The sequence below is a fragment of the Rhodobacteraceae bacterium LMO-JJ12 genome, from assembly GCA_021555075.1.
Classification (GTDB): domain Bacteria; phylum Pseudomonadota; class Alphaproteobacteria; order Rhodobacterales; family Rhodobacteraceae; genus JAKGBX01.
Genome location: JAKGBX010000003.1, coordinates 47,231 through 71,295, shown reverse-complemented (window position 1 = coordinate 71,295; position 24,065 = coordinate 47,231). Strand labels below are relative to the sequence as shown.

Sequence of the window (24,065 nt, the reverse complement as noted above, 5' to 3'; positions counted from 1 at the left end):
AGATCACCCCCCCGCAAATTTGCACCCTGCGCGCGTTAACCTGCCGGGGCGTTCAGTTTACCATTTCTTTCATCACCGCCAGGAACCGGGCCACCTCGGCACGGCTGTTGTAGTGACAAAGCGAAACCCGGATGCAGCCATCAAGCCCCAGCGGATCAAGCACATTCCCAGAGTAATGATCGGCTTTGCGAACATGGGTGCGGATACCCTCATTGTTCAGACGTGCCACCACGTCGGTTGAGGCAACCCCTTGAACATGAAAGGAAACCAGACCTTCACGCGCCGGGTTGTCGATGCCCCCGATAATCTGCACACCGGGCATTTGCGCCAGCCCGGGCAGGTTGTTCAACCCATGCAACATGGCATCAGTGAGGCGTTTCTCGTGACCATGTATCGCGGCCCCCGCAGCCTTGATGCGCGCGACGCGGTCTTGGGCGTTGGACACTTCGCCGCCAAGCCAATCCAGATAGTCCACCACATCGGAAAACGTCGCATATGCGCCCGTATCCCGGGTACCCATCTCCCAGTTTTTCTCCGGTCCTTTCAAGAGGTTATTATGCGGCAGTGCGGCCAACCTATCAGATATCCACGCCAACCCGTAACCATGGCGCGAGAACATTTTATAGGGCGAAATCACATACCCATCGACGTCCAGTTCCGTCAGGTCGATCCGCCCATGGGCGGCGTGCTGGATACCATCAACGATTATAAGGCATTCAGGCGACTCGGCCCGAATCGCCGCTACGATTTTGGCCGCGTCCACGCTCATCCCGGTAACCGGAGAGGTATGCAGAATCGTTGCGACAACCGTATCCTCAGTGATCTCAGGAAGGTAATGCTCAACACCAACCGTACCAGTAGAATCGTCATGTTTTACAAGCACATGCGTCTGCCCGGCGATCCCGGCCCAGCGCGCGGCGGCACTGCGTGAAGCGGGATGTTCAAGCGTTGAGCCCAGAACACGCCCCGGCCCGCGGCCCAGACAAGCGGCTGAAATAAGGCGGAAAAGAAGTTCGGTCCCGCTTTCGCCGACAAAGAACTGCCCACTGCGCACATTCATCAGTTCGGCCATATCCGCGCGGGCCTTTTCGATCACCTTTACCAGCGCATGGCTGGCAACGTTGTCGCGTCCCTGATTGTCGGGAATAGCGGCGTAAAAGGCTGAGGTTTCTACCACGGCTTTCAACGTCAGCGCACCGCCAGCATTCTCAAAAAATACCCGCTCGCCCTGAAAGGGATCGCTGTCGACATGTGCAAACCGCGACCGGATCGCCTCAAGAAGATCGTCTGAAATCATAGGCATAGGCTTTCCCCTTGCAGTCTGCCCAAAACGCTACCGTCAAGAATCCGACAAGGCCACCGCAGATTGCGGTGGCCCTTCGGGATGCACATTTTGCACGGTATTCACAGTTCGGGATAAAGCGGGAAGCGCGCGCAGAGCTGCGCCACCTCGGTCTTTACCCTGGCCTCCACTGCGCCATTTCCCTCTTCGCCATTCTCCGCCAGCCCATCGACCACTTCAATGATCCAATCGGCAATCTGACGGAACTCGGTCGTTCCAAAGCCGCGCGTCGTGCCTGCGGGCGAGCCTAGCCGCACACCACTTGTCACGGTGGGTTTCTCCGGGTCAAACGGAACGCCATTCTTGTTGCAAGTGATGTGCGCGCGCTCCAGAGCCTTTTCGGTGGCATTGCCCTTGACCCCTTTGGGCCGCAGATCAACCAACAAAACATGGGTGTCGGTGCCGCCGGTGACGAGATCAAGCCCGCCTTTCATCAACTGATCACCCATTGCCTGCGCATTGGCGATCACCGCCTTGGCGTAATCCTTGAAATCGGGGCGCAGCGCCTCGCCAAAGGCCACGGCCTTGGCGGCGATCACATGCATCAGGGGACCGCCCTGAATACCGGGGAAAATCGCCGAATTCACCTTCTTGGCGATATCCGCGTCATTGGTAAGGATCATACCGCCGCGTGGGCCGCGCAGCGTCTTGTGCGTTGTCGTTGTGACAACATGGGCATGCGGGAATGGGCTGGGGTGTTCGCCCGCCGCCACAAGACCCGCGAAATGTGCCATATCGACATGCAAAAGCGCACCGACCATATCAGCAATCTCGCGCATCCGGGCAAAATCAATCTGACGCGGAATGGCCGACCCGCCGGCGATAATCAGTTTGGGAGAATGTTCTTTGGCCAGCGCTTCGACCTGATCGTAATCCAGCAGATTGTCCTGCCTGCGCACGCCATATTGCACAGCGTTGAACCACTTGCCCGACTGGTTGGGGCGCGCACCATGGGTCAGGTGCCCACCTGCATCAAGGCTCATCCCGAGGATCGTGTCACCGGGCTGCAAGAGCGCCTGATAGACGCCCTGATTTGCCTGACTTCCCGAGTTGGGTTGCACATTGGCAAAGTCACAGCCAAACAACGCCTTTGCCCGCTCAATCGCCAAATTCTCTGCAATATCAACGAATTCACAGCCACCATAGTAGCGCCGCCCGGGATAACCTTCGGCGTATTTGTTGGTCATCACCGACCCTTGCGCCTGCATCACGGCGGAGGAGACGATGTTCTCGCTGGCGATCAGTTCGATCTCGTCGCGTTGGCGGCCCAGTTCCTTCTCGATTGCGTCGAAAATTTCGGGGTCGCGGCTGGCAAGCTCTTCGGTAAAAAAGCCGGGGTTGGACATGGGGGTATCTCTCCGTCGCTGATGTGGCGGGTGGGCGTTGGGCGTTGGGCGTTGGGCGTTGTCCTAAGCCATTGCGCATGGGCTTGAAAGCCCCGATTCCGACCAATGGGCTTGCCAGCGCGTCAATCATCGTGCAGGTGAGGAGGCGCCGGAGCCCATCCGACCCGGTCGCCGCCTTTTGGAAACTTTCAAGAATGAGCCTGAAAATCGCCTTTGTCGCCTCGGACGCGCCCGTCGCCCAAACCGCCCGCGCGGCGTTGATAGGGCGCTATGGCAATTGCGACGAGGCCGAGGCGGATGTGATCGTGGCACTGGGCGGTGATGGGTTCATGCTACACACGTTACACCGCACGCAGAATATGGATGCCTCGGTCTATGGAATGAACCGCGGCACCGTTGGCTTCTTGATGAATGAATACGCCGAAGCCAACCTGCCTGAACGGCTGGCAGCGGCAGAAGAAGCCGTGATCAATCCGCTGTCGATGCGCGCCACCCGCAGCGATGGGTCGGTGCATGAGGCTTTGGCGATCAACGAGGTTTCGCTTTTGAGAATGGGGCCGCAGACGGCCAAGCTGAAGATCATCGTGGATGGGCGGCTTCGGATGGAAGAATTGGTCTGCGATGGTGCGCTGGTGTCTACGCCAGCAGGTTCCACAGCCTATAATTATTCGGCACACGGTCCTATTCTGCCAATCGGCTCGGAGGTTCTGGCGCTCACCGCGATTGCGCCGTTTCGGCCGCGGCGCTGGCGTGGGGCGCTGTTACCCAAGACGGCGGAGGTGCGCATCGAAGTGCAAGACCCGGAAAAACGCCCGGTGATGGCACATGCGGATTCGCGCGCGGTGCTTTACGTGCAGACCGTGCAGATCCGCTCGGAGCCGTCCATCTCTCACCATTTGCTGTTTGATCCCGGCCACGGGCTGGAAGAGCGTCTGCTTCGCGAACAATTCGTCTGATCACGGCACCGGCATTTGCACAGCACACCGACCCACATATATTTTTCACAATTAATTCAATGTGTTAGGCGCTGTTCGCGCTGAGATTCCTCGACGGTTGGGGTGGCGGTGCATTTTGTTGGGCGGGTTCTGGAGTTTGGCAGACATTTTCGGCGCAATTGGGTTTAAGGATCATATGAACCCAGTATGGGGTGATGTGGGTTAGCAACCTCTTATCGTGTGGCGCGCGGGGTTGGTGACGGTTCGACAATATGGGTATTTTACCTGCCCTATCAACTACTTATATTGCATTTCACAGAGGTATCCAGATGGATTCCGGGCAGAATTCTCAGCGGTTGAAGCCCCATCACACTTCTGATCGGGGCCAGCGCTCGTTCGGGTAAGGATTGCCCGGAACCGCCGGTTTTGGGGGGTGACTCCCGGCTGCCGTCTGGCTGACTTCCGGCTGCCGGGGACTCCGGGGAATGGCGTTAAGGGACGTTAATAAGTCATTGAATTGATCAGGGCGTATGACCTCTAAGTCAGCCGTCGAGCAGCACGCGCGCCGCATCTTCGCGGATCTCGCCTGCTTCGATCATCGCCGCGGCAACCCGGTCAATCTCCTTGCCGCGCGCTCCGGCGGCGATGGCGACATTGCGGGCATGCAGGCCCATATGGCCGCGCTGAATGCCTTCGCCCGCCAGCGCGCGCAGGGCCGAGAAGTTCTGGATCAGCCCGACCGCCGCCGTCACCCGCGCCAGACGGTCGCCGGTCGTGGCCCCCATGATCCTGAGACAGGCCTGTGCCGTCGGATGTACCCGCGTGGCGCCGCCGACAATTCCGACCGGCATGGGCAATTCGATTTCGCCCAACAAATCGCCTTCGGGTGTTTTGGAGTAGCGGGTGAGCGGCCCGTAGCCGTCCTTGGCGGCAAAGGCATGCGCCCCGGCTTCGAGCGCGCGGCTGTCATTGCCGGTGGCCAGCGCCACGGCAGAGATGCCATTCATGATGCCCTTGTTATGGGTTGCGGCGCGATAGGGATCGTGGGCGGCAAATTCCCAAGCCGACAGGATGCCATCGACCATGTCGGCGCCGATCTCATCAGCGCGCCAGAGCGCGTGGGCGCGCACCAGCCGACGGTCGGCGAGGTTTGACAGGATGCGCAGACCCGCCTTGCCACCGGTCCAGGCTTCGAGCTTGGGAGCGAGCTTTTCCGCCATAGTGTTGACCGTGTTGGCGCCCATTGCGTCACGCACATCGATAATCAGATGCACCACGACGAATGGCCCGGCGATGCGCACCTCAAGATCGCGAAAACCGCCGCCGAGTTTCAACAGCATGGGGTCGCAGCCGTTGCAGAGATCGGTGATTTCGTCGCGGTGTGTCAGCACTTCGGACTGGGCCGTTTCGAGATTGGCAAGGCCCGTGATCTGGACCTGAGCAATCATCTGCGGTTCGTCGGCCTCTGTTGTCACGCCGTCGGTGTTGCGACAGGCCAGCGCGCCGTTGCAAACGGCGGCGATGACCGAGCTTTCCTCGGTTGCCATTGGCACCAGAACATCGCGCCCGTCGACGATCATGTTAGTTGCCACGCCCAAGGGAACGGCCATGACCGAGATGACATTTTCGCTCAGATTATCGGCGAGATCACCGTCATGGGCGGCGCTGGCTTCGAGATGAGCGAGATCATCGGTCGTGAGACCGGACGTCTCGGCCAGGCGCGCGAGCCGGTCAGCGCGTGAAAGATTGTGAAAGCCGGGAATGCGGGATGATGCCATGGGATGCCTCCTGTCCGACAGGGGACAGGGGTTCTGAATTCAGGTCAAGAAAAAATGGGAGCGGAGGTCAAGTGCGCGTGCAACAAGGGGCAGCGCCCTCCTCCCCAAAAGGGAGGGAGGGCGCGGCCTCTGTCGGCAATGGGCGGCTTTGCGCGCCTTGTTTCCGGGCGGGTGCGCTAGGTCGCGTAACCGATGCCTTGCAGCGCCTCGGCGATCTCTTCCAACACTGCCGGGTCGTCGATCGTTGCGGGCATTTTCCAGTCCGAGCCGTCGGCGATTGACACCATCGTGGCGCGCAGGATCTTGCCCGAGCGTGTTTTGGGCAGGCGATCCACCACCACGACCAGCTTGAAGGCGGCCACCGGGCCGATCTTGTCACGGACCATTTTCACCACTTCGGCCTTGATCTCGTCATGCGGGCGATCAACCCCCGAGGTGAGACAGATGAAACCGACCGGCAATTGGCCCTTGAGCTGATCTGTCACGCCGATGACGGCGCATTCGGCCACGTCGGGGTGATCGGCCAAAACCTCTTCCATGCCGCCAGTCGAGAGGCGATGCCCGGCGACGTTGATCACATCGTCGGTGCGCGCCATGATGTAGAGATAACCGTCTTCGTCGATCATCCCGGCATCACCGGTTTCATAGTAGCCTGGGAAATGGCTGAGATAGCTTTTCTGGAAGCGGTCCTCGGCATTCCACAGGTTGGGCAGCGTGCCGGGCGGTAGCGGCAGCTTGACCGCAATCGCGCCAAGTTCGCCCGGTTTCATCGGGTGGCCGCCTTCGTCCAAGATCTGCACATCATAGCCGGGCATCGCCACGGTTGGGCTTCCGAGTTTGACCGGCAGGGGTTCGATCCCCACAGGGTTGCCCGCGATGGTCCAGCCGGTTTCGGTCTGCCACCAGTGGTCATAGACCGGTTTGCCGGTCATTTTCTGGGTCCAGACGATGGTATCGGGGTCGGCACGCTCGCCCGCGAGATAGATCGCGTTGAGATCGCTCAGATCATATTTCTGGATAAATTCGCCCTTGGGGTCTTCGCGTTTCACGGCGCGGAAGGCGGTGGGTGCGGTGAAGAAGCTCTTGACCTTATGTTCAGAGATCACCCGCCAGAAGGTGCCCGCATCGGGGGTGCCGACGGGCTTGCCTTCGAACACGATGGTGGTGTTGCCGTGGATCAGCGGCGCGTAGGCGATATAACTGTGCCCGACGACCCAACCGACATCGGAGGCGGCCCAGAACACATCGCCGGGATCGACGTTGTAGATGCTCTTCATCGTCCAGTTCAGCGCGACGAGTTGCCCCGCGGTATGGCGGATCACCCCCTTGGGTGCGCCGGTGGTGCCGGAGGTGTAGAGGATATAGGAGGGGTGATTGCCCTCGACGGGAAGGCAATCGGCGGGTGTGACGCCTTCTTGCGCCGCATACCAATCGAAATCGCGGCCCTCGATCAGCTCGGCGCGCTCTTCCTCGCGTTGCAGGATCAGGGTGAATTCGGGTTTGTGCTTGGCGAGATCAATGGCACCGTCGATCAGCGGTTTGTATTTCACCACGCGACCCGGCTCTAGCCCGCAGGAGGCGGCTATGATCGCCTTGGGCTTGGCGTCGTCGATCCGAACGGCCAGCTCGTTGGCGGCAAAGCCGCCGAACACCACGGAATGGATTGCGCCGATACGCCCACAGGCCAGCATCGCCTCAAGCGCCTGGGGCACCATCGGCATATAGATCACCACGCGGTCGCCTTTTTCAACGCCTTTGGCGCGAAGTGCTCCGGCAAGGTTTGCGACGCGGGTTTTCAGCTCGGCGAAGGTGATGTGTTCCTTGCGGCCGGTGATCGGGCTGTCATAGATAACCGCTGTTTGCTCGGCGCGGCCATTTTCAACGTGGCGGTCAACCGCGTTCCAGCAGGTGTTACACTTGGCGTCGGCGAACCATTCGTAAAGGTTGTTGCCCTTGTCAAAGAGCGCCTTTGTTGGTGCTACGTCCCAATCAATCGCCTTGGCCTGCTCCAGCCAGAACGATTCAGGGTCGGCTTTCCAGGCGGCATAGATTTCGCGGTATCCCATGGTATACTCCTCCTCAGCTTTGTAGGGAGTTACGCCTTCAGGATGGCGTCGGGCAAGCCCTTAGGCAACCCTGTGGGACAATACCGCTCAATATTTGCAAGAAGCGACAAAATGACCCTGCAAACTTTTGCAAAGCCCTGTGGTTTATAAATTTCACCTGCATATCCCAGCATTTTTGCAAACTTGCAAACTTAGAGATGCAAAATGGTACAGCCAAAGAATCACCTCAGCCGTAGTGTTCGACCGGGGTGCCGGCCACGGCGGCCATGTTGAGCAATCCGCGCGGGGTGACGCCGGGGGTGATGATGTGGGCGCGGTTGCCCATGCCCATCAGGATCGGTCCGACTTCGAGCCCGCCGCCCTTCATCTTGAGGATGTTTCGCACGCCAGAGGCGGCATCGGCATGGGCGAAGATCAGAACGTTGGCCGCGCCGTCGAGCCGCCCTTCGGGCAGCAAACGCGCGCGCAGATCAGGGTCGAGCGCGGCATCGACATTCATTTCGCCCTCATAGGCAAAATCACGCGGCTCGGCATCCAGCAGCGCCAGTGCATCGCGCAGGCGTTTGCCGGAGCCTTCGGCCTGATTGCCGAATTGCGACTGTGAACAAAAGGCCAGTTTCGGCTCGATCCCGAAACGGCGCACATGGCGGGCCGCGCCGAGTGCCACCTCGGCCAGTTGCTCGGGGCTTGGCCTGCTCCAGACATGGGTATCGGCAATGAAAAGCGGGCCGTCTTCGAGGATCATCATCGACAGCGCGCCATGCGGGCGCAGCGTCTCGCTGCCCAAAACCTGAGTGATGTAGTTCAGGTGCCAGCGATATTCGCCGAACGTGCCGCAGATCAGGCTGTCGGCTTCGCCACGATGCACCATGATCGCGCCGATGGCCGTGGTGTTGGTGCGCATGATCGCGCGGGCGATATCGGGCGAAACGCCGCGCCGCGCCATGATCTGATGATAGCTGCCCCAATAATCGCGGTAGCGCGGATCGTTTTCGGGGTTCACCACCTGAAAATCGCGCCCCGGACGAATGGTCAGCCCGTCGCGCACGCAACGCGCCTCAAGCACTTCGGGGCGGCCGATCAGGATTGGCTTCTCGGTGGTTTCTTCGAGAATCGCCTGTGCGGCGCGCAGCACGCGGTCATCCTCGCCTTCGGCAAAGACGATCCGGCGCGAGGCCGTGCGCGAGGCCTCGAATACCGGGCGCATCAACAGCGCGGATTTGAACACTGACTGATTCAGCTTTTCACGGTATTCCTGAAGGTTTTCGATTTCGCGGGTGGCCACACCGCTTTTCATTGCCGCTTCGGCCACGGCGGAAGAGACTATGGCCACAAGGCGCGGGTCAAACGGTTTGGGAATCAGGTAGTCCGGCCCAAAGGTCAGGTGTTCGCCCTGATAGGCGGCGGCAGCTTCGGCGCTGGTGGTGGTGCGGGCCAGTTCGGCAATGCCTTCGATACAGGCAATCTGCATTTCATCGTTGATTTCGGTCGCGCCGACATCCAATGCCCCGCGAAAGATGAACGGAAAACATAGTACGTTGTTGACCTGATTGGGATAGTCGCTGCGCCCGGTGGCGATGATCGCATCGGGGGCAACTTCCTTGACCTCTTCGGGCAGGATTTCGGGCGTGGGGTTGGCCAGCGCGAAGATGATCGGCTGTTTGGTCATCTTCGCGACCATATCGGTGTTGAGCACGCCGGGACCGGACAGGCCGAGAAACAGGTCGGCGCCGTCTATCACCTGATCCAGCGTACGCAGATCGGATTCTTGCGCGAAGGCGGCCTTTTGCGGATTCATATCTTCGGCACGGCCCGCGTAAACAAGGCCGTGAATATCGCAGAGCCAGACGTTTTCGCGCTTTACCCCGAGCTTTAGCAGCATGTTGAGACAGGCGATGCCCGCAGCACCGCCGCCGGTGGAAACGACCTTGATCTCGTCAAATTTCTTGTCCGCAACAAAGAGCGCGTTGGTGGCGGCAGCACCGACAACGATGGCCGTGCCATGTTGGTCATCATGGAAAACCGGGATGTTCATCCGCTCGCGGCAGAGCTTCTCGACGATGAAACAGTCGGGGGCCTTGATGTCTTCGAGGTTGATCGCGCCGAATGTCGGCTCAAGCGCGCAGACGATATCGGCGAGGCGTTCGGGGTCGGATTCGTTGAGTTCAATGTCAAAGCAGTCAATCCCCGCGAAGGTCTTGAAGAGCACCGCCTTGCCCTCCATCACCGGCTTGGAGGCCAGCGCGCCGATATTGCCAAGGCCGAGCACCGCCGTGCCGTTTGTGACCACCGCCACTAGGTTGCCGCGCGCGGTAAAGCGGCGGGCATTGGCCGGGTCGGATTGGATTTCAAGGCTGGCATCCGCCACACCGGGAGAATAGGCGCGCGCCAGATCGCGGCCATTCGCCAAGGGCTTGGTGGCGCGGACCTCAAGCTTTCCGGGTTTGGGAAATTCGTGATAGAATAATGCTGCCTGACGCAGGGTTTCCTTGGGGTCTCTGGACATGGTGCGGCCTCGTGGGATTCATGATTGTTTAATGTTAAACTACTTTTTCAGTCGGGGGAAGGCGGGGATTTACCCGGCGTCATGATGCCTCATCTTGCAATTGAGTGTATCCCCGCGCAGACTTGGGCGTCGAGGGGATATGACATGAGTGAAACGCGCGCCGAAATTCGCCTTCCAACGCAGCAATTAGGGGATGATATCGCGTTTTTCACGGGCGTTCTGGGGATGCGAATGGACATGATCTTTCCCGCCGATTCCCCGCGCGTGGCGGTATTTTCCGGCCATGGGCTGCGTCTGCGGCTTGAACAGGGGGCAGAGGAATCGCCCGGAACGATCCGTATTCTTACCGATGATCCTGATGATTTCGCCGATGGGCAGCGCGCCCTTGTCGCGCCCAATGGCACGCGGGTGGAAATCGAAGCGCTGAACCCTGCGCTGGTGTTGCCTGAAACACAACATGCCTATGTCGTGCGCCGACTGGCCGATGAGGCGCCGTGGGTCATCGGGCGCGCCGGAATGCAGTATCGCGATCTTATTCCCGACCGGCTGGGCGGGTCGATCATCGCCAGCCATATCCGCATCCCCGATGCCGGGCCGGTGCCTGACATGGTGCATTATCACAAGGTCGGGTTTCAGCTGATCTTTTGCGTCTCCGGCTGGGTCGATGTGCTTTACGAGGATCAAGGCGGGATGCGTCGCCTTACCCCTGGCGATTGCTTTATCCAGCCGCCCGAAATTCGCCATCGAGTGATGGAAGCCAGCGAGAATTTGCAGGTGATCGAGATCGGGGTTCCGGCCGATCATGTGACCGAGATTGATCACGAGATGAGCCTGCCGACGCCCGAGCTGCGCCCCGAGAGGGAATGGAGCGGGCAGCGGTTTGTCCATGATATCGGGGCCAAGGCCAAATGGGGCGCACATCGCCTGCCCGGCTTTGAGGCGCGCGACACAACGATTGCGTGCAACACCGGCAATGTGGCCGGAGTCTGGGTGGTGCGACCCGGCGAAGGCGAGCCGGTCTGGGCGCGTCACGATGCAGATATCCTGTTCGGTTATGTTATGGCGGGCGCGGTGACGCTGAGCGGTGAAGGCCAGCCCACACATGCGCTTGAAAAGGGCGATGCCTTTGTCATTCCGCCGGAGATGAAGACCCGGCTGAGCGGCGCATCGAGCGATTTGCAGTTGCTTGAGGTGGCGCTGCCCGGTGATTTTGCAACCACAGTGGAGGGCCGATGATGCCGCTTCTCGATGCCGCGCGGGCCGTGCGGGAAAATGCCTATGTTCCCTATTCGCACTTCAAGGTGGGCGCGGCGGTGCGGGGGAAATCCGGGACGATCTATGTCGGCTGCAATGTCGAGAACGCCGCCTATCCCGAGGGCACCTGCGCCGAAGCGGGGGCGATTGCGGCGATGGTGGCGGCGGGGGAAACCGAGCTGATCGACGTGGCCGTGATCGCCGACAGCCCGCATCCCGTGCCACCCTGTGGCGGCTGCCGTCAGAAGTTGGCGGAGTTTGGCGCGGGGCATGTTGTGGTGACTCTGGCCACGACGGGCGGGGCCGAGAGCAGGCATAGTATTTCCGAGCTTTTGCCCGGCGCGTTTGCGCTGGATCATATGAGCCATGCCGAGGGTGGCGATAGCTGATGGATGCACGCCGGATCATTGCCCATCTGCGCGATGGCGTAACCCCAACGCGCGAAGAATTAAGGTGGTTTGCCAATGGGTTGGCCGATCATTCCGTCTCTGACGCACAGGCCGGGGCATTCGCCATGGCGGCGCTTTTGAAAGGCCTAGGAGTGGAGGGCCGTGTGGCGTTGACACTGGCGATGCGCGATAGCGGCGATGTTTTGCACTGGGGTCTCGACAAGCCGATTTTGGACAAGCATTCAACCGGTGGGGTGGGCGATTGTGTGAGCCTTGTTCTGGCCCCGGCGCTGGCGGCTTGTGGGGCCTATGTGCCGATGATTTCGGGCCGGGGGCTGGGTCATACCGGCGGCACGCTGGACAAGATCGAGGCAATCCCCGGCGTGCGCACCGATCTCGATGAGGCGCAATTTCGTGCGGTGGTGCGCGACGCGGGGGCGGCGATTGTTTCGGCTTCGGCCCATATCGCGCCGGCCGACAAGCGGCTCTATGCAATCCGCGATGTGACGGCGACGGTGGAGAGCCTTGATCTGATCACCGCTTCGATCCTGTCTAAAAAGCTGGCTGCCGGGCTTGATGGGTTGGTGTTGGATGTGAAGGTTGGCACGGGGGCGTTCATGAAAACGCCGCAGAAGGCGCGAACGCTGGCAAGATCGTTGGTGGAAACGGCCAATGCGGCCGGATGCCCGACGACAGCGATCATTTCGGACATGAACCAGCCTCTCGTGCCAAGCCTTGGGAATGCCCTGGAAGTCACCGAGGTGATGCAGGTCCTGACCGGAGGCAAGGGCGGACGGATGGCGGAATTGGCCGCGGCGTTGGGGGGCGTGGTTCTGGCCAATGCCGGGCTTGCCGAGGATGTGGAAGCCGGAGCCAAGGCAATTGCCGACTGTATCAATGATGGCCGCGCCGCCGAAGGATTTGGGCGGATGATCGCGGCGCAGGGCGGGCCGGTGCGGTTTGTCGAAACATGGGCGCGGTTCTTGCCCGAGGCGACGGTGATCCGCGAGGTTGTGGCGCGCGAAGACGGCTATATCGCCGGGTATGACGGCGAGGCGTTGGGGCTGTGTGTGGTGGGGCTTGGCGGCGGGCGACAGGTGGAGGGCGATGTGATCGACCCGTCTGTGGGCCTGTCCGACCTATTGCCGTTGGGCACCAAGGTCAGCAAGGGGCAGGCCATCGCCCGGATTCACGCGGCGCGCGAGGATGCGGCCGCGCGCGCAGAAGCCGAATTGCGCGCTGCGGTGACGATCGGGCGGGAGGCGCCGGAGGTGGCGCCGCTGATCCATGAGAGGGTTGGGTGATGGGCCGCGCGTTCCTGATCGTGATGGATTCCGTGGGCATCGGCGGCGCGCCGGATGCAGAGCAGTTTTTCAACGGCACCCTGCCCGACACCGGCGCCTGCACGGTGGGCCATATTGCACAGGCTTGTGCGGCGGGTGAGGCCGAGGATGGGCGCAGCGGGCCGCTTGAAATTCCCAACCTTGCAGCGCTGGGGATGGGTGAAGCCGTGCGGCTGGCCAGTGGTGTGGAAACGGGGCTTCCAGCTGTCACCAAAGGGCGCTGGGGGGCCGCGACGGAAATCTCGAAAGGCAAGGATACGCCGTCGGGACATTGGGAGATTGCAGGCGTGCCGGTGCCTTGGGACTGGCATTTCTTTCCCGACGAACAGCCGGCGATTCCCGATGATCTGTTGGCGGTGATCCGAACGGCAGCGGGAGTGGATGGCACGCTTTGCAATGCGCATGCCTCGGGCACCGAAGTGATTGAACAATTGGGACAGGCGAGTGTCGATACCGGCTGGCCTATCGTTTACACCTCGGCCGATAGCGTGGTGCAGATCGCGGCGCATGAGGGACATTTCGGGCGTGAGCGGCTCATTGAACTCTGCAAAGCGGTCGCACCTGCGTTTCATGCGGTAAAGGTGGGGCGGGTCATTGCGCGGCCATTTGAAGGTAAAGAGGGCGATTTCAGGCGCACCGGGAACCGCAGGGATTTCGCGATTGCGCCCCCTGCCCCGACGTTGCTGGATTGGGCGCATGGCGCGGGGCGCGCGACCCATGCGATTGGCAAAATCGGTGATATTTTCTCGATGCGCGGAATCAGCGATCATGTGAAAGGCCCCGACAGCGTGCTTATGGAACACCTTGGTCGGCTGGTGGACGAGGCGGAAGACGGCGCGCTAACCTTTGCCAATTTCGTTGAATTCGACACGCAATATGGCCATCGGCGCGATGTCTCGGGTTATGCAAGGGCGCTGGAATGGTTTGACGCCGAGTTGGGCAAATTGCTGCCCCGGTTGCGGACAGACGATATATTGGTGATCACCGCCGATCACGGCAATGATCCGACATGGAGCGGTACCGATCACACCCGCGAACGGGTGCCTGTTCTGGTGGCAGGCAAAGGAGTGGGACGCCTGGGGCTGATCGGGTTTGCCGACATCGGGGCCAGTGTCGCGCATCATCTGGGGCTGGCCGAGCGCGGCGCGGGGGAGAGTTTTCTATGAGGTGGCGGGATTATCCCAAGATTGAATTGCACCTGCATCTGGAAGGCGCTGCGCCGCCAGTGTTCATTCGCGGTTTGGCCAAGGAAAAGAACATTGATATTTCGGGGATATTTACCGAGGACGGCTCTTATGCCTTTCGCGATTTCGGGCATTTCCTGCAAGTCTATGAGGCGGCGACCAGCGTCTTGACCACTCCGCGCGACTTTGGGCGGCTGACGCAAGCGATCTTGGAGGAATTGGCGCAAAATGGCGTGATCTATGCCGAAACGTTCCTGTCGCCGGATTTTTGCGGCGGAGGCGATGTCTCGGCTTGGCGCGATTATCTGGCCGAGATCGAAGATGCAGCGATACGGGCCGAAAAGGCGCATGGCATCATCCTCAAGGGGATCATCACGAATATCCGCCATTTTGGCCCCGACGCGGCGCGCCCGATTGCGGTCTGTGCCGCCGAGACGGCGGGCGATTTCATTCGCGGTTATGGCATGGGCGGCGACGAAAGCGTTGGAAAACAGGGCGATTACGCCTGGGCGTTTGATTGCGCGCGCGAGGCGGGGCTGCGCCTGACCACACATGCCGGGGAATGGGGCGGGGCAGAAAGCGTGCGCCAGGCGCTGGACGATCTTGGGGTGGAACGGATCGGCCACGGCATAGGGGCGGCAAGCGATCCGGCGCTGGTTGAGCGGCTGGTTGAAGATGGTGTCACTCTGGAAGTTTGCCCCGGATCGAACGTGGCGCTGGGTATTTTTTCATCTATCGCCGCGCACCCTCTGGCTAATCTGCGCGAGGCCGGGGTAAAGGTGTGTGTAAGCACCGACGATCCGCCGTTCTTTCACACCACGATGACGCGGGAATATGAGGAACTGGCGCGCGCCTATGGCTGGGGCGAGGCGGATTTTGGCGAACTGAACGATACTGCGCTGGCGGCGGCCTTTTGCGACGAGGCGACCCGCACGCGTCTGAAAGATACCCTTAAAGACAAGCTGGAGGCCCTATGAACCCCAACCTGAATGACCATCTGACCGTTGTGAAACACCCGCTGGTGCAACACAAACTTACCCTGATGCGCGAGAAGGACACCTCGACCGCCGTTTTTCGTCAGCTGCTGCGCGAGATCAGTCAGCTTCTGGCGTATGAGGTGACGCGCAACTTGCCGATGACGACGAAATCCATCGACACGCCGCTTTGCGAGATGGACGCGCCGACACTGGCCGGGCGCAAGCTGGCGCTGATCTCGATCCTGCGGGCGGGGAACGGGCTTTTGGACGGGATGCTTGAGCTGGTGCCGTCGGCGAGGGTCGGCTTTGTCGGGCTATATCGCGACGAGGCAACGCTGCAACCGGTGCAATACTATTTCAAGGTGCCTTCGCAGCTTGACGAGCGGTTGGTGATCGCGGTCGATCCGATGCTGGCCACTGGCAACAGTTCGGTCGCGGCGATTGACCTTTTGAAAGAGGCGGGGGCCAAGAATATCCGCTTTCTCTGCCTGCTGGCAGCGCCCGAAGGGGTGGCACGGATGAAAGAGGCACACCCGGATGTGCCGATTGTCACTGCCGCGCTCGACAAGCAGCTGAACGAAAAAGGCTATATTGTGCCGGGATTGGGTGATGCAGGTGACAGGATGTTCGGCACCAAGTAACCAAGCGTAAATAAATTGTGGATAGATTGCTGATTGAGCGGTGAAGCGGGTTTACTCACTAGTCGCAATGGGGCAATCTACCCCTACATCTTGTGGGGGCAAGGCATGAAATTTACGAGAGTTCTTGCGGTTAGTGTAATCGCTGTATCCATGGGCCTGATAACCGCCGAGGCCAAAACGCTGCGCGAGGCCGAAATACCGGCTGAATATCCGCCAGCATCTTACACCGGTAAGCAATACGTCGACAGCCGTGGCTGCGTGTATATCCGCGCCGGCATCGATGGGATGACCAACTGGGTGCCGCGCGTGACGCGCGACCGTGGGGTACTGTGCGGCTATCAGCCGAGCCTGGCCAAGAGCGCGACGCCGCCGGTGCAGGCGCCCGCCAAACCCGTCCCGGTGATCGAACCGAAACCGGCGCCCAAACCAGCGGTCAAACCGGTTGCAAAACCGGTTCAGGTTGTCACCCAAGCGCCCAAGGCCGCGCCTGTTCGCGTGGCGCCCAAGGCGGCCCCTGTGAAGGCGAAACCCGTCGCGCCGACACCGCGACCCGCCCGCAAGGTGGTGCAGGTCACTCCGGCGAAGCCGGTGCAACCCGCAGCTGTCAAACCGGTGGTGAAAGCCGCGCCGACACCTGTCTCGGGCAACGCGCGACGTCTCGCACCGCCGACCAAGGTGACATCTTGCGAGGGAGTCACCGGGATCAGCCGCTATTACGCCGGTGTCAGCACCGACGGCATGCCGGTGCGCTGTGGTCCGCAGAGCGACCCGCATGTCACGGTGATCCGTCGTGAACCTGTGACGGTCATGCGCGGCGGTGAGCCGGTTCGTGTCCAGCGCCGCGTTGTGCACCAAAGCCCAGCAGCGCCTGCCCCGATTGGCGGTCAGGTGCGCGTGGCGCCGCGTCATGTCTGGGAGCAGCAACAGGCGTCCAAGGTGGAAAGCCCGATTCCCGATGGCTATCGCCCGGTCTGGAAAGACGACCGGCTGAACGAGCAACGTGGCCACCAGACGTTTGACGGTATTTATGCTTCGGGGCTCGCCTGGACGCGAACCGTGCCGCGCAAGCTCTATGTCCGCTCGACCGGGTTGGTGGTGACGCACAAGTATCCCGGCCTCATGTATCCGTATCACAGCTATGACGAAATGCGCGCCGCCGGGTATGACGCGGCCATCAGCGACACGGCGATGGCACCCCAGACGGCCCAAAAAGTGGTGCGCAGATCGGCGCCGAAAAAGGCCATAGTGGCGACCAAATCGGTCAAACGCACGGCCCCCGCCGCTCCTGCAAAGGGCCGGTTCGTGCAGGTTGGCACCTTTGGGGTAGAAGCCAATGCCCAGCGCACAGCGTCACGGCTGAAAAGTATGGGCATGCCCGCGCGGTTGGGGCGGCTGACCAAAGGCGGCAAGACCTATCGTATCGTTCTGGCCGGACCATTTGCCCCCAATCAATTGGGTGCCGCGCTGAACAAGGCGCGCAGTGCCGGGTTTAGCGACGCCTTTGTGCGCTAGAGCGGAATTAGCGATAATTTGAGAATGACGCAGGGCGGGGGCTTTCCCCGCCCTTTGCTTTGCAGGAGCAAGATTTGGATCTTCGTTTTCGCGCTCAGATCAACCCGCGCCATTTCAACACCAGAACCACCAGCGCCACGATTGCAAGGATATTGAAGGCCATGCTGCCCGCCAGGCCAAGCCAGAAATCCTTGCGTTTCTCATGCAGGTTGATCCCGTCGAGATGGCGCAAGATCCGGTCATGCGCCGCCTTTACGGCCGCACCATCCACCCGCTTGCGCAATTTGGGGTGACTGTCGAGTTCGACCGCCTGGCCAATCAGAACCGCATCGCGCACCAGCCATTTTGGCACGCCGCCACCCGCCCGGCGCAGGCGTTTGACAAGCGTGCCACGCCGCCGCCCGAAGCCTTTCTCTAGCCGCGTGTCGATATCGGCGGCAAGGCGGGGAATGTCGGTCGATTCGCTCATGAGCGGCACACTACCGGCTTTCAGCGCGCCGTGAAATGCGCAGTTTTCCTCTGGTTGCTCAGGGGCGCGGCGGGCGCTATTGCTTGGTCATGCTCAATACGATCCACCATGGCACCATCACCGACACAGCCCCGCTGCTGATTGCGCATGGCCTTTTTGGTTCGGCCCGCAACTGGGGTGTCATTTCAAAACGGCTCTCCGACGTGCGCCCCGTGATCGCGGCGGATATGCGCAATCATGGCACCTCGCCCTGGTTTGACAGCCACGGCTATGATGACATGGCGGGTGATCTGGCCGAAGTGATTGCGGCCAATGGCGGGGCGATGGATGTGATGGGCCATTCGATGGGCGGCAAAGCGGCCATGATGCTGGCGCTTGCGCATCCCGAGCGGGTCAACCGGCTGATCGTGGCCGATATCGCGCCAGTGCCTTACACCCATCAACAGAGCCACAACATCGAAGCGATGCGCGCTGTTGACCTGTCGGCGATCAAAAGCCGCTCGGACGCGGGTGCGCAGCTTGAACCACGGCTGGAAGACCCGGCGCTGGCCGCGTTTTTCCTGCAATCGCTTGACGTGGCGGGCAAGCGCTGGCGGCTTAATCTCGACACGCTGGACCGCGAGATGCCCAAGATCCTGTCATTTCCGCAAATCGAAGCGCAATTCGACAAACCGGTGCTGTTTCTCTCGGGAGGCGAGAGCCAATATGTCAGTGCCGAACATCGCCCGCGGATCAAGGCGCTGTTTCCGCAGGCGCGGTTCATGAAAATTCCGGGGGCGGGCCATTGGTTGCACGCCGAAAAGCCACGCGAATTTGAAGCGGCCGTGCGCGGATGGCTCGATCACACCTGATCCGGCGACCGCTTGCAGCAGAGATTTGTCGTGCATGCCCCGGCGTTTCAGCGTGTTAAAGCGCCCCGAGAAGATGCTTTAGAGGCTCTCGATCTTTCGCGCCAGAACCCAGCTTGTCGGGATGGACAGCAGCCAGCCGACAAATGCGGCGATCACCAGCGGTTGCAACGTGTCCCAGCCGGCCACCAGCGCAACAATCATGGCGCTCCCGGCGAGCGTCGAGCCGACAAACAGATGCACGATCAGAGCAAGTCGCAACATGGGCAGTCCCTTCCTTCAAGACCAGATCACTTTCAACCGTAGTGTCTTTGAAGGCGCTGGCGTTGTCCTTGATCTGAGTCAGGCCAAAGCTGCGCACCAGACGTATCTTTTGATCTGGCGTAGGACACGCCGTCACGTCAGCTTCTTGAGAAGCTCCATGAAAGTGATGCGTTCGGCTTTTGTCAGCGGAGCCAATGTCTCGTTGCTGATCTCAAAGCCCACGTCACACATCCGCTTGAGCAACGCGCGGCCTTCTTGTGACAGCGTGATCAGCATACGGCGCTTGTCGTCGGGATCGGGTGCGACGCATGTCAGGCCCTTCAGTCTGAGCCGGTCGGCCACGCCCTTGATCGTGGCGACATCCATCGCCGCCAACCGCCCCAACCGGTTCTGCGAGACCTCTCCTTCCTCGCCGATCCGCACCAGCGCCGCGAATTGCTGCGCCGTCAGCCCTTCGAGCGTGTGGGCCTGAAAGATCGCCGCATGACGTTGATAGGCCAGCCGGAGCAGATATCCGACTTGCTCATCAAGGATATAGCGCGCGTCAGCCATCCTCAGACCGCGAGGTATTGCTGGCTGATTTCGGGCTTGGCATCAAGCTCGGCAAAGCTTCCTTCAAAGCGCAGCGAACCCTTCTCGATGATGATCGCACGGTCAGAAACGGCTCGCGCAAAATGCAGGTTCTGTTCGCTCAGCAGTACCGACAGGCCTTCGCTTTTCAACTCGCCAATTACCCGCGCCATTTGTTCCACGATCACCGGCGCGATGCCCTCGGAAGGCTCGTCAAGCAGCACCGCCTTCGGATTTCCCATCAGCGTGCGCGCAATGCTCAGCATTTGCTGTTCGCCGCCCGACATCTGTTTGCCGAGGTTGCTGCGCCGCTCGGCCAGATTGGGAAACAGCTCATAGAGATGCTCGATCGTCCATTCCGGCGCACCTTCGCGCGGCGGGCGGCGACCAACTTCGAGGTTTTCCTCAACCGTCAGGTCGGGGAAAATCCGCCGCTCCTCGGGGACATAGCCGATACCAGCGCGGCAGATCATATGCGGCGGCAGCTTCATCAGCGATTGCCCGTCATAACGGATCGTGCCCGCCTTGGTGACGACCAGCCCCATGATGCATTTCATCGTCGTTGTCTTGCCCGCGCCATTGCGGCCCAGAAGCGCCACAACTTCCTGCCCGGCCAGATCAAGGCTCATTCCGTTCAGGATCTGCGCCCGCCCGTATCGCGCCGTCAGGTCTTTTACCTCAAGCATCTGCACCCTCCGCCTTTTCAAACAGCGTCCCACCGCCGAGGTAGACCTCCTGCACCATCGCATTTTCGCGAATTTCAGGCCCGGTGCCTTCGGCGATCAACATGCCGCGGTTCAGCACCAGGATACGATGCGCATGGGCAAAAACCACATCCATGTCATGCTCGGTAAACAGCACGCTGACGCCGCGCTCTGCCACAATCCCCGCGGTCAACTCCATCAGCGCAATCCGCTCGGAAGGCGCCATGCCCGCCGTCGGTTCATCCATCAGCAAAAGCGCCGGGTCATGCGCAAGGGCAATCGCCAATTCCAGCCGCTTGAGGTCACCATACGCCAGTTCGGAACACGCCCGCCCGCCCTGCGCCCTCATTGACACCAAGTCCAGCAGTGCATCGGCCTCGTCGACATAGGCCTTTGTCGCGCGGCTGAGCAGATCGAACATCCGCCGGTGATGCGACAGAAGCGCCATCTGCACATTCTCGCGCACCGTCATCGACAGAAACGTGCGGGTGATTTGAAACGTCCGCCCCACCCCCATACGCCAGATCTTGCGCGGCCGCTTGCCAGTCAGTTCCGCCCCCTCCAGCTTCACCGACCCGCGATCCGGCTTGAGATAACCGTTAAGCATGTTGAAACAGGTGGTCTTGCCCGCCCCGTTGGGACCGATCAGCGCCAGAAACTCGCCCTTCCCCAGGTCGAAGGACACATCCGAGACCGCTACAAGGCCGCCAAAACTCTTGGACAGACCGCGCACTTCCAGAACATTCATGCCACGCCCTCCTCATCCCGTCGAAGCCTTAGAACGCGCAACAACCGATCCACCCCACCTGCGATACCATCAGGCGCAATCAACACCACAACGAGAATGATCGCACCGAAAATGAAGCGCCAGTAGTCTAGTCGGCTCACCCAATCTTCGATCATCACAAAGGCAACCGCGCCAAAAATCGGTCCGGCCAGCGCGTGAATACCGCCCAGAAGCACCATGATCAGCCCATCTACCGATTGCCCGATCCCAAGTGCATCGGGGAAAACAGATCCCTTGGAAAAGGCAAAGACACTGCCCGCAATACCGGCCACCGCACCGGCAAGCGCAAACCCCATCCATTGATGCAGCTTTACATCCATGCCGATCGCCTCGGCGCGAATATCGCTGTCGCGGATACCGCGCAGGCCATAGCCGAAGGGCGAATGGGCGACCCGGCGCAAGAACAGGATGCCGCCGATACAAAGCACGAAGGCAATATAGAAGAATACCTGATCCGAATTGGCCCATGCTGCCGGCCAGACACCGAGGATGCCATCATCGCCGCCGGTGAATTCCTGCCACTGGAAGGTGACCCCCCAAAGAATCTGTGCCGCCGCAAGCGTTAGCATGGCGAGATATACGCCGGAAAGCCGCACGCAGAACCAGCCAAAGAACAGCGCCGCAAGTGCGGCGGCCAGCGGCCCCAGCAGCATTGCGGGCAGCATCGAAAGGCCGAAGAATTTCACCGCCATTGCCGTGCCATAGGCGCCAACACCGAAATAGGCTGCGTGACCAAAGGACACCATCCCGCCCAGCCCCATCATGAAGTGCAGCGACACCGCAAAAAGCGTCGCCACCATGACATCAACCAGCAGGATCGTGGAAAAGTCGCTGAGCACCGCCGGGCTGAGCGCCAGTGTGAAGATCAACGCCATCAGCACCATCGCGGCGCGGGGCGACAGAAGGCGCAGGGGCGCTTCCGGGTCGACGGGTGAACCATGTTCGCTGCCCGGTTTGCCAAACAGGCCATGCGGGCGCAGGATCAGCACCACGGCCATGACGATGAAAGGCAGAACGATCGAAATCTGCGGAAAGACAAGAATGGCAAAGGCGTTGAGCACCGAAATCAGGATGGCGGCGACAAACGCGCCCGAGACCGACCCCATACCGCCGATCACCACGACCACAAAAGCTTCGCCAATGACCGACAGGTCCATGTGCAGGTTTGCCGCTTCGCGCGGGATTTGCAGCGCACCGCCGAGACCTGCAAGCGCGGCCCCCAGCATGAAGACACCCGAGAACAGCCACGCCTGATTGACGCCGAGTGCGTCAACCATGTCGCGGTCTTGTGTCGCGGCGCGCACCAAAATCCCCCAGCGCGTGCGATGGAACAACAGCCAGATCGCGCCCAGTACCAGCGGACCGATGAAAATCAGTGCCAGATCATATTCCGGGATCGGCTCGCCTATTATGCGCACCGCCCGATCAAGCCCGGGAGCGCGCGGACCAAGCAGGTCTTCCGCTCCCCAGATCGCCAGCGTTGCATCCTGAAAGATCAGCACCACGCCGAAGGTGGCGACCAGTTGGAACAGTTCCGGCGCATGATAAATCCGTCGCAGGATGGTCATTTCGATGATCAGCCCGACCACCCCCACGATTACCGCCGCCGCCAGCACCGCAAACCAGAAACCGAAGACGCCGCCATCAAGCGTGGTGACCAGCGTATAGGCCAGATAGGCCCCGACCATGTAGAACGAGCCATGGGCGAAATTGACGATCCGCGTGACGCCAAAAATAATCGACAGCCCGCAGGCAATCAGAAAGAGCGACGACGCATTCGCCAGCCCCGTCAGCAATTGTGCAAAATAAAAACCCATTTCGCCCGTCCCTGTTCATTTCGCGTTAGGTCGCGATTTTTTTACGAATACGAATAACCGGGGCAGTCTGCACCGCCCCGGTATGGTGTTTGAAGATTATTCCGCCGGACGCATTTTGGCCGCTTCTTCTTCGCTGGGAAGATAGGCCGCGCCATCAGCGTAGGACCAATCGGTCATCACACCCATGCCGTCTTTCTTGGCGGTGAGACCGACATAGGCACCCATGGTTGATTGATGATCCGCCGCGCGGAACATGAACGGACCGGTGGGCGAGCTTGGCACTTCGAGCCCTTCCATCGCTTCGCGCAGGGCTTCTGTTTCGGTCGATCCGGCTTTTTCCAGCGCCGCCTTGATTGCCAGCACCGAGTTATAACCAACGATCGAGCCGGTTTTCGGCACTTCGCCCCAGCGCGCTTCATAGGCGGTCAGGAAGGCTTTGTGCTCCGGGGTGTCGATCTGGGCCGCCGGATAGCCGGTGACGATCCAACCCTCGGGGGTTTCTTCGCCGAGCGGGTCGAGATATTCCGGCTCGCCCGTGAGAAGCGATACGACGGTGCGGTCTTCAAAGAGGAAGCGCAAGCTGCCTTCGCGCACGAATTTCGACAGATCACCGCCGAAGGTCACGTTGTAGATCGCGTCGGGCTTGGCCTGTTCCAGCGCGCGCACGGTTGAACCGGCGTCGATCTTGAACACTGGCGGCCATTGTTCGGCCACCCATTCCACATCCGGTTGCAGCTTGGTCAGTTCGGTTTTGAAGGCCTTTACCGCATCCGTTCCATAGGCATAGTTTGGCGCGATGGTGGCCCATTTCTTCTTGTTCAGCTTGGCCGCCTGTTCAGCCAGCATTGCCGCCTGCATGTGTGTTGATGGGCGCAGACGGTAAGTATATTTGTTGCCTTTGGACCAGACGAGCGCATCGGTCAGCGGTTCGGAAGCGAGGAACAGCACTTCTTTCTGTTTGGCAAAATCCGCGACAGCGAGGCCAATGTTGGAAAGGAACGTGCCAAACAGCATCACCGCGCCGTCTTTGGAAACCAATTCTTCCGCGATGCGGATCGCGGTGGCGGGATCGCCGGTGTCGTCGCGGCTGATCACTTCGAGCATCTTGCCGTTGACGCCACCTGCGGCGTTGATCTCTTCGACCGCGAGTTCCCAGCCCTTCTTGTAAGGCTCGGTAAAGGCGGCCATGCGGGTATAGGAATTGATCTCACCGATGATGATCGTGTCCTGTGCCATGGCTGCGCCGGGCATAAGACCCAGCATCGGCAGGGCGGCCAATGCGCCCAATAGTTTGCGTTTGGTTAGTTTCATGTCACGTCTCCCTGTGGTCATG

The 24,065-nt window shown here is 60.6% G+C and carries 21 protein-coding genes; 9 read left to right on the top strand and 12 right to left on the bottom strand.

Annotated elements, in window-relative coordinates; genetic code table 11:
• Positions 1-52 precede the first annotated feature (52 nt).
• Complete coding sequence (locus tag LZG00_16600) at positions 53-1,303, bottom strand: aminotransferase class V-fold PLP-dependent enzyme (GenBank protein MCF3595613.1); 1,251 nt, start codon at positions 1,301-1,303, stop codon at positions 53-55.
• 101 nt (positions 1,304-1,404) lie between these two features.
• Positions 1,405-2,688: a serine hydroxymethyltransferase gene (locus tag LZG00_16595; protein ID MCF3595612.1), complete on the bottom strand. Its 1,284-nt coding sequence runs from the start codon at positions 2,686-2,688 to the stop codon at positions 1,405-1,407.
• 194 nt (positions 2,689-2,882) lie between these two features.
• On the opposite strand from LZG00_16595, the gene LZG00_16590 reads away from it, so the two are divergent.
• Positions 2,883-3,644, top strand: a complete 762-nt coding sequence (locus tag LZG00_16590) for an NAD kinase (protein ID MCF3595611.1) — start codon at positions 2,883-2,885, stop codon at positions 3,642-3,644.
• Positions 3,645-4,165: 521 nt separating this feature from the next.
• Here LZG00_16590 and LZG00_16585 read toward each other — a convergent pair.
• The 3 genes from LZG00_16585 to LZG00_16575 form a co-directional block, all read right to left on the bottom strand.
• A complete protein-coding gene (locus tag LZG00_16585; protein ID MCF3595610.1) occupies positions 4,166-5,401 on the bottom strand; it encodes a hydroxymethylglutaryl-CoA reductase, degradative in 1,236 nt (411 codons plus the stop codon).
• A gap of 176 nt (positions 5,402-5,577) precedes the next feature.
• A complete protein-coding gene (prpE, locus tag LZG00_16580) occupies positions 5,578-7,467 on the bottom strand; it encodes a propionate-CoA ligase PrpE (GenBank protein ID MCF3595609.1) in 1,890 nt (629 codons plus the stop codon).
• 226 nt (positions 7,468-7,693) lie between these two features.
• The gene (locus tag LZG00_16575; GenBank protein MCF3595608.1) at positions 7,694-9,973 is read right to left on the bottom strand and encodes an NADP-dependent malic enzyme; all 2,280 of its coding nucleotides are present in this window, start codon (positions 9,971-9,973) and stop codon (positions 7,694-7,696) included.
• Between the two features lie 144 nt (positions 9,974-10,117).
• Between LZG00_16575 and LZG00_16570 the strand changes: the two genes are divergently transcribed.
• From LZG00_16570 to LZG00_16540, 7 genes are all read left to right on the top strand, one after another.
• The gene (locus LZG00_16570) at positions 10,118-11,209 is read left to right on the top strand and encodes a cupin domain-containing protein (GenBank protein MCF3595607.1); all 1,092 of its coding nucleotides are present in this window, start codon (positions 10,118-10,120) and stop codon (positions 11,207-11,209) included.
• The gene (locus LZG00_16565) at positions 11,209-11,616 is read left to right on the top strand and encodes a cytidine deaminase (protein ID MCF3595606.1); all 408 of its coding nucleotides are present in this window, start codon (positions 11,209-11,211) and stop codon (positions 11,614-11,616) included. Before LZG00_16570 ends, LZG00_16565 begins: the two co-directional genes overlap by 1 nt.
• On the top strand, positions 11,616-12,920 hold the full coding sequence (locus LZG00_16560) for a thymidine phosphorylase (protein ID MCF3595605.1): 1,305 nt from the start codon (positions 11,616-11,618) through the stop codon (positions 12,918-12,920). Before LZG00_16565 ends, LZG00_16560 begins: the two co-directional genes overlap by 1 nt.
• Positions 12,920-14,125 carry a phosphopentomutase gene (locus tag LZG00_16555; GenBank protein ID MCF3595604.1) on the top strand — a complete coding sequence of 402 codons (1,206 nt, stop codon included), beginning with the start codon at positions 12,920-12,922 and terminating at the stop codon, positions 14,123-14,125. The genes LZG00_16560 and LZG00_16555 overlap by 1 nt, the downstream gene beginning before the upstream one ends.
• Positions 14,122-15,120 carry an adenosine deaminase gene (locus LZG00_16550; protein ID MCF3595603.1) on the top strand — a complete coding sequence of 333 codons (999 nt, stop codon included), beginning with the start codon at positions 14,122-14,124 and terminating at the stop codon, positions 15,118-15,120. Before LZG00_16555 ends, LZG00_16550 begins: the two co-directional genes overlap by 4 nt.
• Before the next feature lie 8 nt (positions 15,121-15,128).
• Complete coding sequence (gene upp / locus LZG00_16545) at positions 15,129-15,761, top strand: uracil phosphoribosyltransferase (GenBank protein ID MCF3595602.1); 633 nt, start codon at positions 15,129-15,131, stop codon at positions 15,759-15,761.
• Between the two features lie 105 nt (positions 15,762-15,866).
• A complete protein-coding gene (locus LZG00_16540; protein ID MCF3595601.1) occupies positions 15,867-17,273 on the top strand; it encodes an SPOR domain-containing protein in 1,407 nt (468 codons plus the stop codon).
• 94 nt (positions 17,274-17,367) lie between these two features.
• On the opposite strand, the gene LZG00_16535 is transcribed toward LZG00_16540, so the two are convergent.
• Complete coding sequence (locus tag LZG00_16535) at positions 17,368-17,742, bottom strand: hypothetical protein (protein MCF3595600.1); 375 nt, start codon at positions 17,740-17,742, stop codon at positions 17,368-17,370.
• An 89-nt stretch (positions 17,743-17,831) separates the two neighbouring features.
• Here LZG00_16535 and LZG00_16530 point away from each other — a divergent pair, with 89 nt between their 5' ends.
• A complete protein-coding gene (locus LZG00_16530) occupies positions 17,832-18,593 on the top strand; it encodes an alpha/beta fold hydrolase (protein MCF3595599.1) in 762 nt (253 codons plus the stop codon).
• Between the two features lie 78 nt (positions 18,594-18,671).
• On the opposite strand, the gene LZG00_16525 is transcribed toward LZG00_16530, so the two are convergent.
• The 6 genes from LZG00_16525 to LZG00_16500 form a co-directional block, all read right to left on the bottom strand.
• Complete coding sequence (locus tag LZG00_16525; GenBank protein MCF3595598.1) at positions 18,672-18,854, bottom strand: CTP synthetase; 183 nt, start codon at positions 18,852-18,854, stop codon at positions 18,672-18,674.
• Positions 18,855-18,986: 132 nt separating this feature from the next.
• The gene (locus LZG00_16520; GenBank protein ID MCF3595597.1) at positions 18,987-19,406 is read right to left on the bottom strand and encodes a MarR family transcriptional regulator; all 420 of its coding nucleotides are present in this window, start codon (positions 19,404-19,406) and stop codon (positions 18,987-18,989) included.
• Between the two features lie 2 nt (positions 19,407-19,408).
• Complete coding sequence (locus tag LZG00_16515; GenBank protein ID MCF3595596.1) at positions 19,409-20,110, bottom strand: ABC transporter ATP-binding protein; 702 nt, start codon at positions 20,108-20,110, stop codon at positions 19,409-19,411.
• The gene (locus tag LZG00_16510; protein MCF3595595.1) at positions 20,103-20,876 is read right to left on the bottom strand and encodes an ABC transporter ATP-binding protein; all 774 of its coding nucleotides are present in this window, start codon (positions 20,874-20,876) and stop codon (positions 20,103-20,105) included. Before LZG00_16510 ends, LZG00_16515 begins: the two co-directional genes overlap by 8 nt.
• Positions 20,873-22,732 (bottom strand): ABC transporter permease, encoded by a 1,860-nt coding sequence (locus tag LZG00_16505; GenBank protein MCF3595594.1) that lies wholly within the window; start codon positions 22,730-22,732, stop codon positions 20,873-20,875. Before LZG00_16505 ends, LZG00_16510 begins: the two co-directional genes overlap by 4 nt.
• A gap of 96 nt (positions 22,733-22,828) precedes the next feature.
• Positions 22,829-24,043 carry an ABC transporter substrate-binding protein gene (locus LZG00_16500; protein ID MCF3595593.1) on the bottom strand — a complete coding sequence of 405 codons (1,215 nt, stop codon included), beginning with the start codon at positions 24,041-24,043 and terminating at the stop codon, positions 22,829-22,831.
• Positions 24,044-24,065 lie beyond the last annotated feature (22 nt).

Coding starts and splice junctions, on each gene's coding strand:
- LZG00_16600 (MCF3595613.1), bottom strand. CDS start 1,303: ATGCCTATGATTTCAGACGATCTTCTTGAGGCGATCCGGTCGCGGTTT.
- LZG00_16595 (MCF3595612.1), bottom strand. CDS start 2,688: ATGTCCAACCCCGGCTTTTTTACCGAAGAGCTTGCCAGCCGCGACCCC.
- LZG00_16590 (MCF3595611.1), top strand. CDS start 2,883: ATGAGCCTGAAAATCGCCTTTGTCGCCTCGGACGCGCCCGTCGCCCAA.
- LZG00_16585 (MCF3595610.1), bottom strand. CDS start 5,401: ATGGCATCATCCCGCATTCCCGGCTTTCACAATCTTTCACGCGCTGAC.
- prpE (MCF3595609.1), bottom strand. CDS start 7,467: ATGGGATACCGCGAAATCTATGCCGCCTGGAAAGCCGACCCTGAATCG.
- LZG00_16575 (MCF3595608.1), bottom strand. CDS start 9,973: ATGTCCAGAGACCCCAAGGAAACCCTGCGTCAGGCAGCATTATTCTAT.
- LZG00_16570 (MCF3595607.1), top strand. CDS start 10,118: ATGAGTGAAACGCGCGCCGAAATTCGCCTTCCAACGCAGCAATTAGGG.
- LZG00_16565 (MCF3595606.1), top strand. CDS start 11,209: ATGCCGCTTCTCGATGCCGCGCGGGCCGTGCGGGAAAATGCCTATGTT.
- LZG00_16560 (MCF3595605.1), top strand. CDS start 11,616: ATGGATGCACGCCGGATCATTGCCCATCTGCGCGATGGCGTAACCCCA.
- LZG00_16555 (MCF3595604.1), top strand. CDS start 12,920: ATGGGCCGCGCGTTCCTGATCGTGATGGATTCCGTGGGCATCGGCGGC.
- LZG00_16550 (MCF3595603.1), top strand. CDS start 14,122: ATGAGGTGGCGGGATTATCCCAAGATTGAATTGCACCTGCATCTGGAA.
- LZG00_16540 (MCF3595601.1), top strand. CDS start 15,867: ATGAAATTTACGAGAGTTCTTGCGGTTAGTGTAATCGCTGTATCCATG.
- LZG00_16535 (MCF3595600.1), bottom strand. CDS start 17,742: ATGAGCGAATCGACCGACATTCCCCGCCTTGCCGCCGATATCGACACG.
- LZG00_16530 (MCF3595599.1), top strand. CDS start 17,832: ATGCTCAATACGATCCACCATGGCACCATCACCGACACAGCCCCGCTG.
- LZG00_16525 (MCF3595598.1), bottom strand. CDS start 18,854: ATGTTGCGACTTGCTCTGATCGTGCATCTGTTTGTCGGCTCGACGCTC.
- LZG00_16520 (MCF3595597.1), bottom strand. CDS start 19,406: ATGGCTGACGCGCGCTATATCCTTGATGAGCAAGTCGGATATCTGCTC.
- LZG00_16515 (MCF3595596.1), bottom strand. CDS start 20,110: ATGCTTGAGGTAAAAGACCTGACGGCGCGATACGGGCGGGCGCAGATC.
- LZG00_16510 (MCF3595595.1), bottom strand. CDS start 20,876: ATGAATGTTCTGGAAGTGCGCGGTCTGTCCAAGAGTTTTGGCGGCCTT.
- LZG00_16505 (MCF3595594.1), bottom strand. CDS start 22,732: ATGGGTTTTTATTTTGCACAATTGCTGACGGGGCTGGCGAATGCGTCG.
- LZG00_16500 (MCF3595593.1), bottom strand. CDS start 24,043: ATGAAACTAACCAAACGCAAACTATTGGGCGCATTGGCCGCCCTGCCG.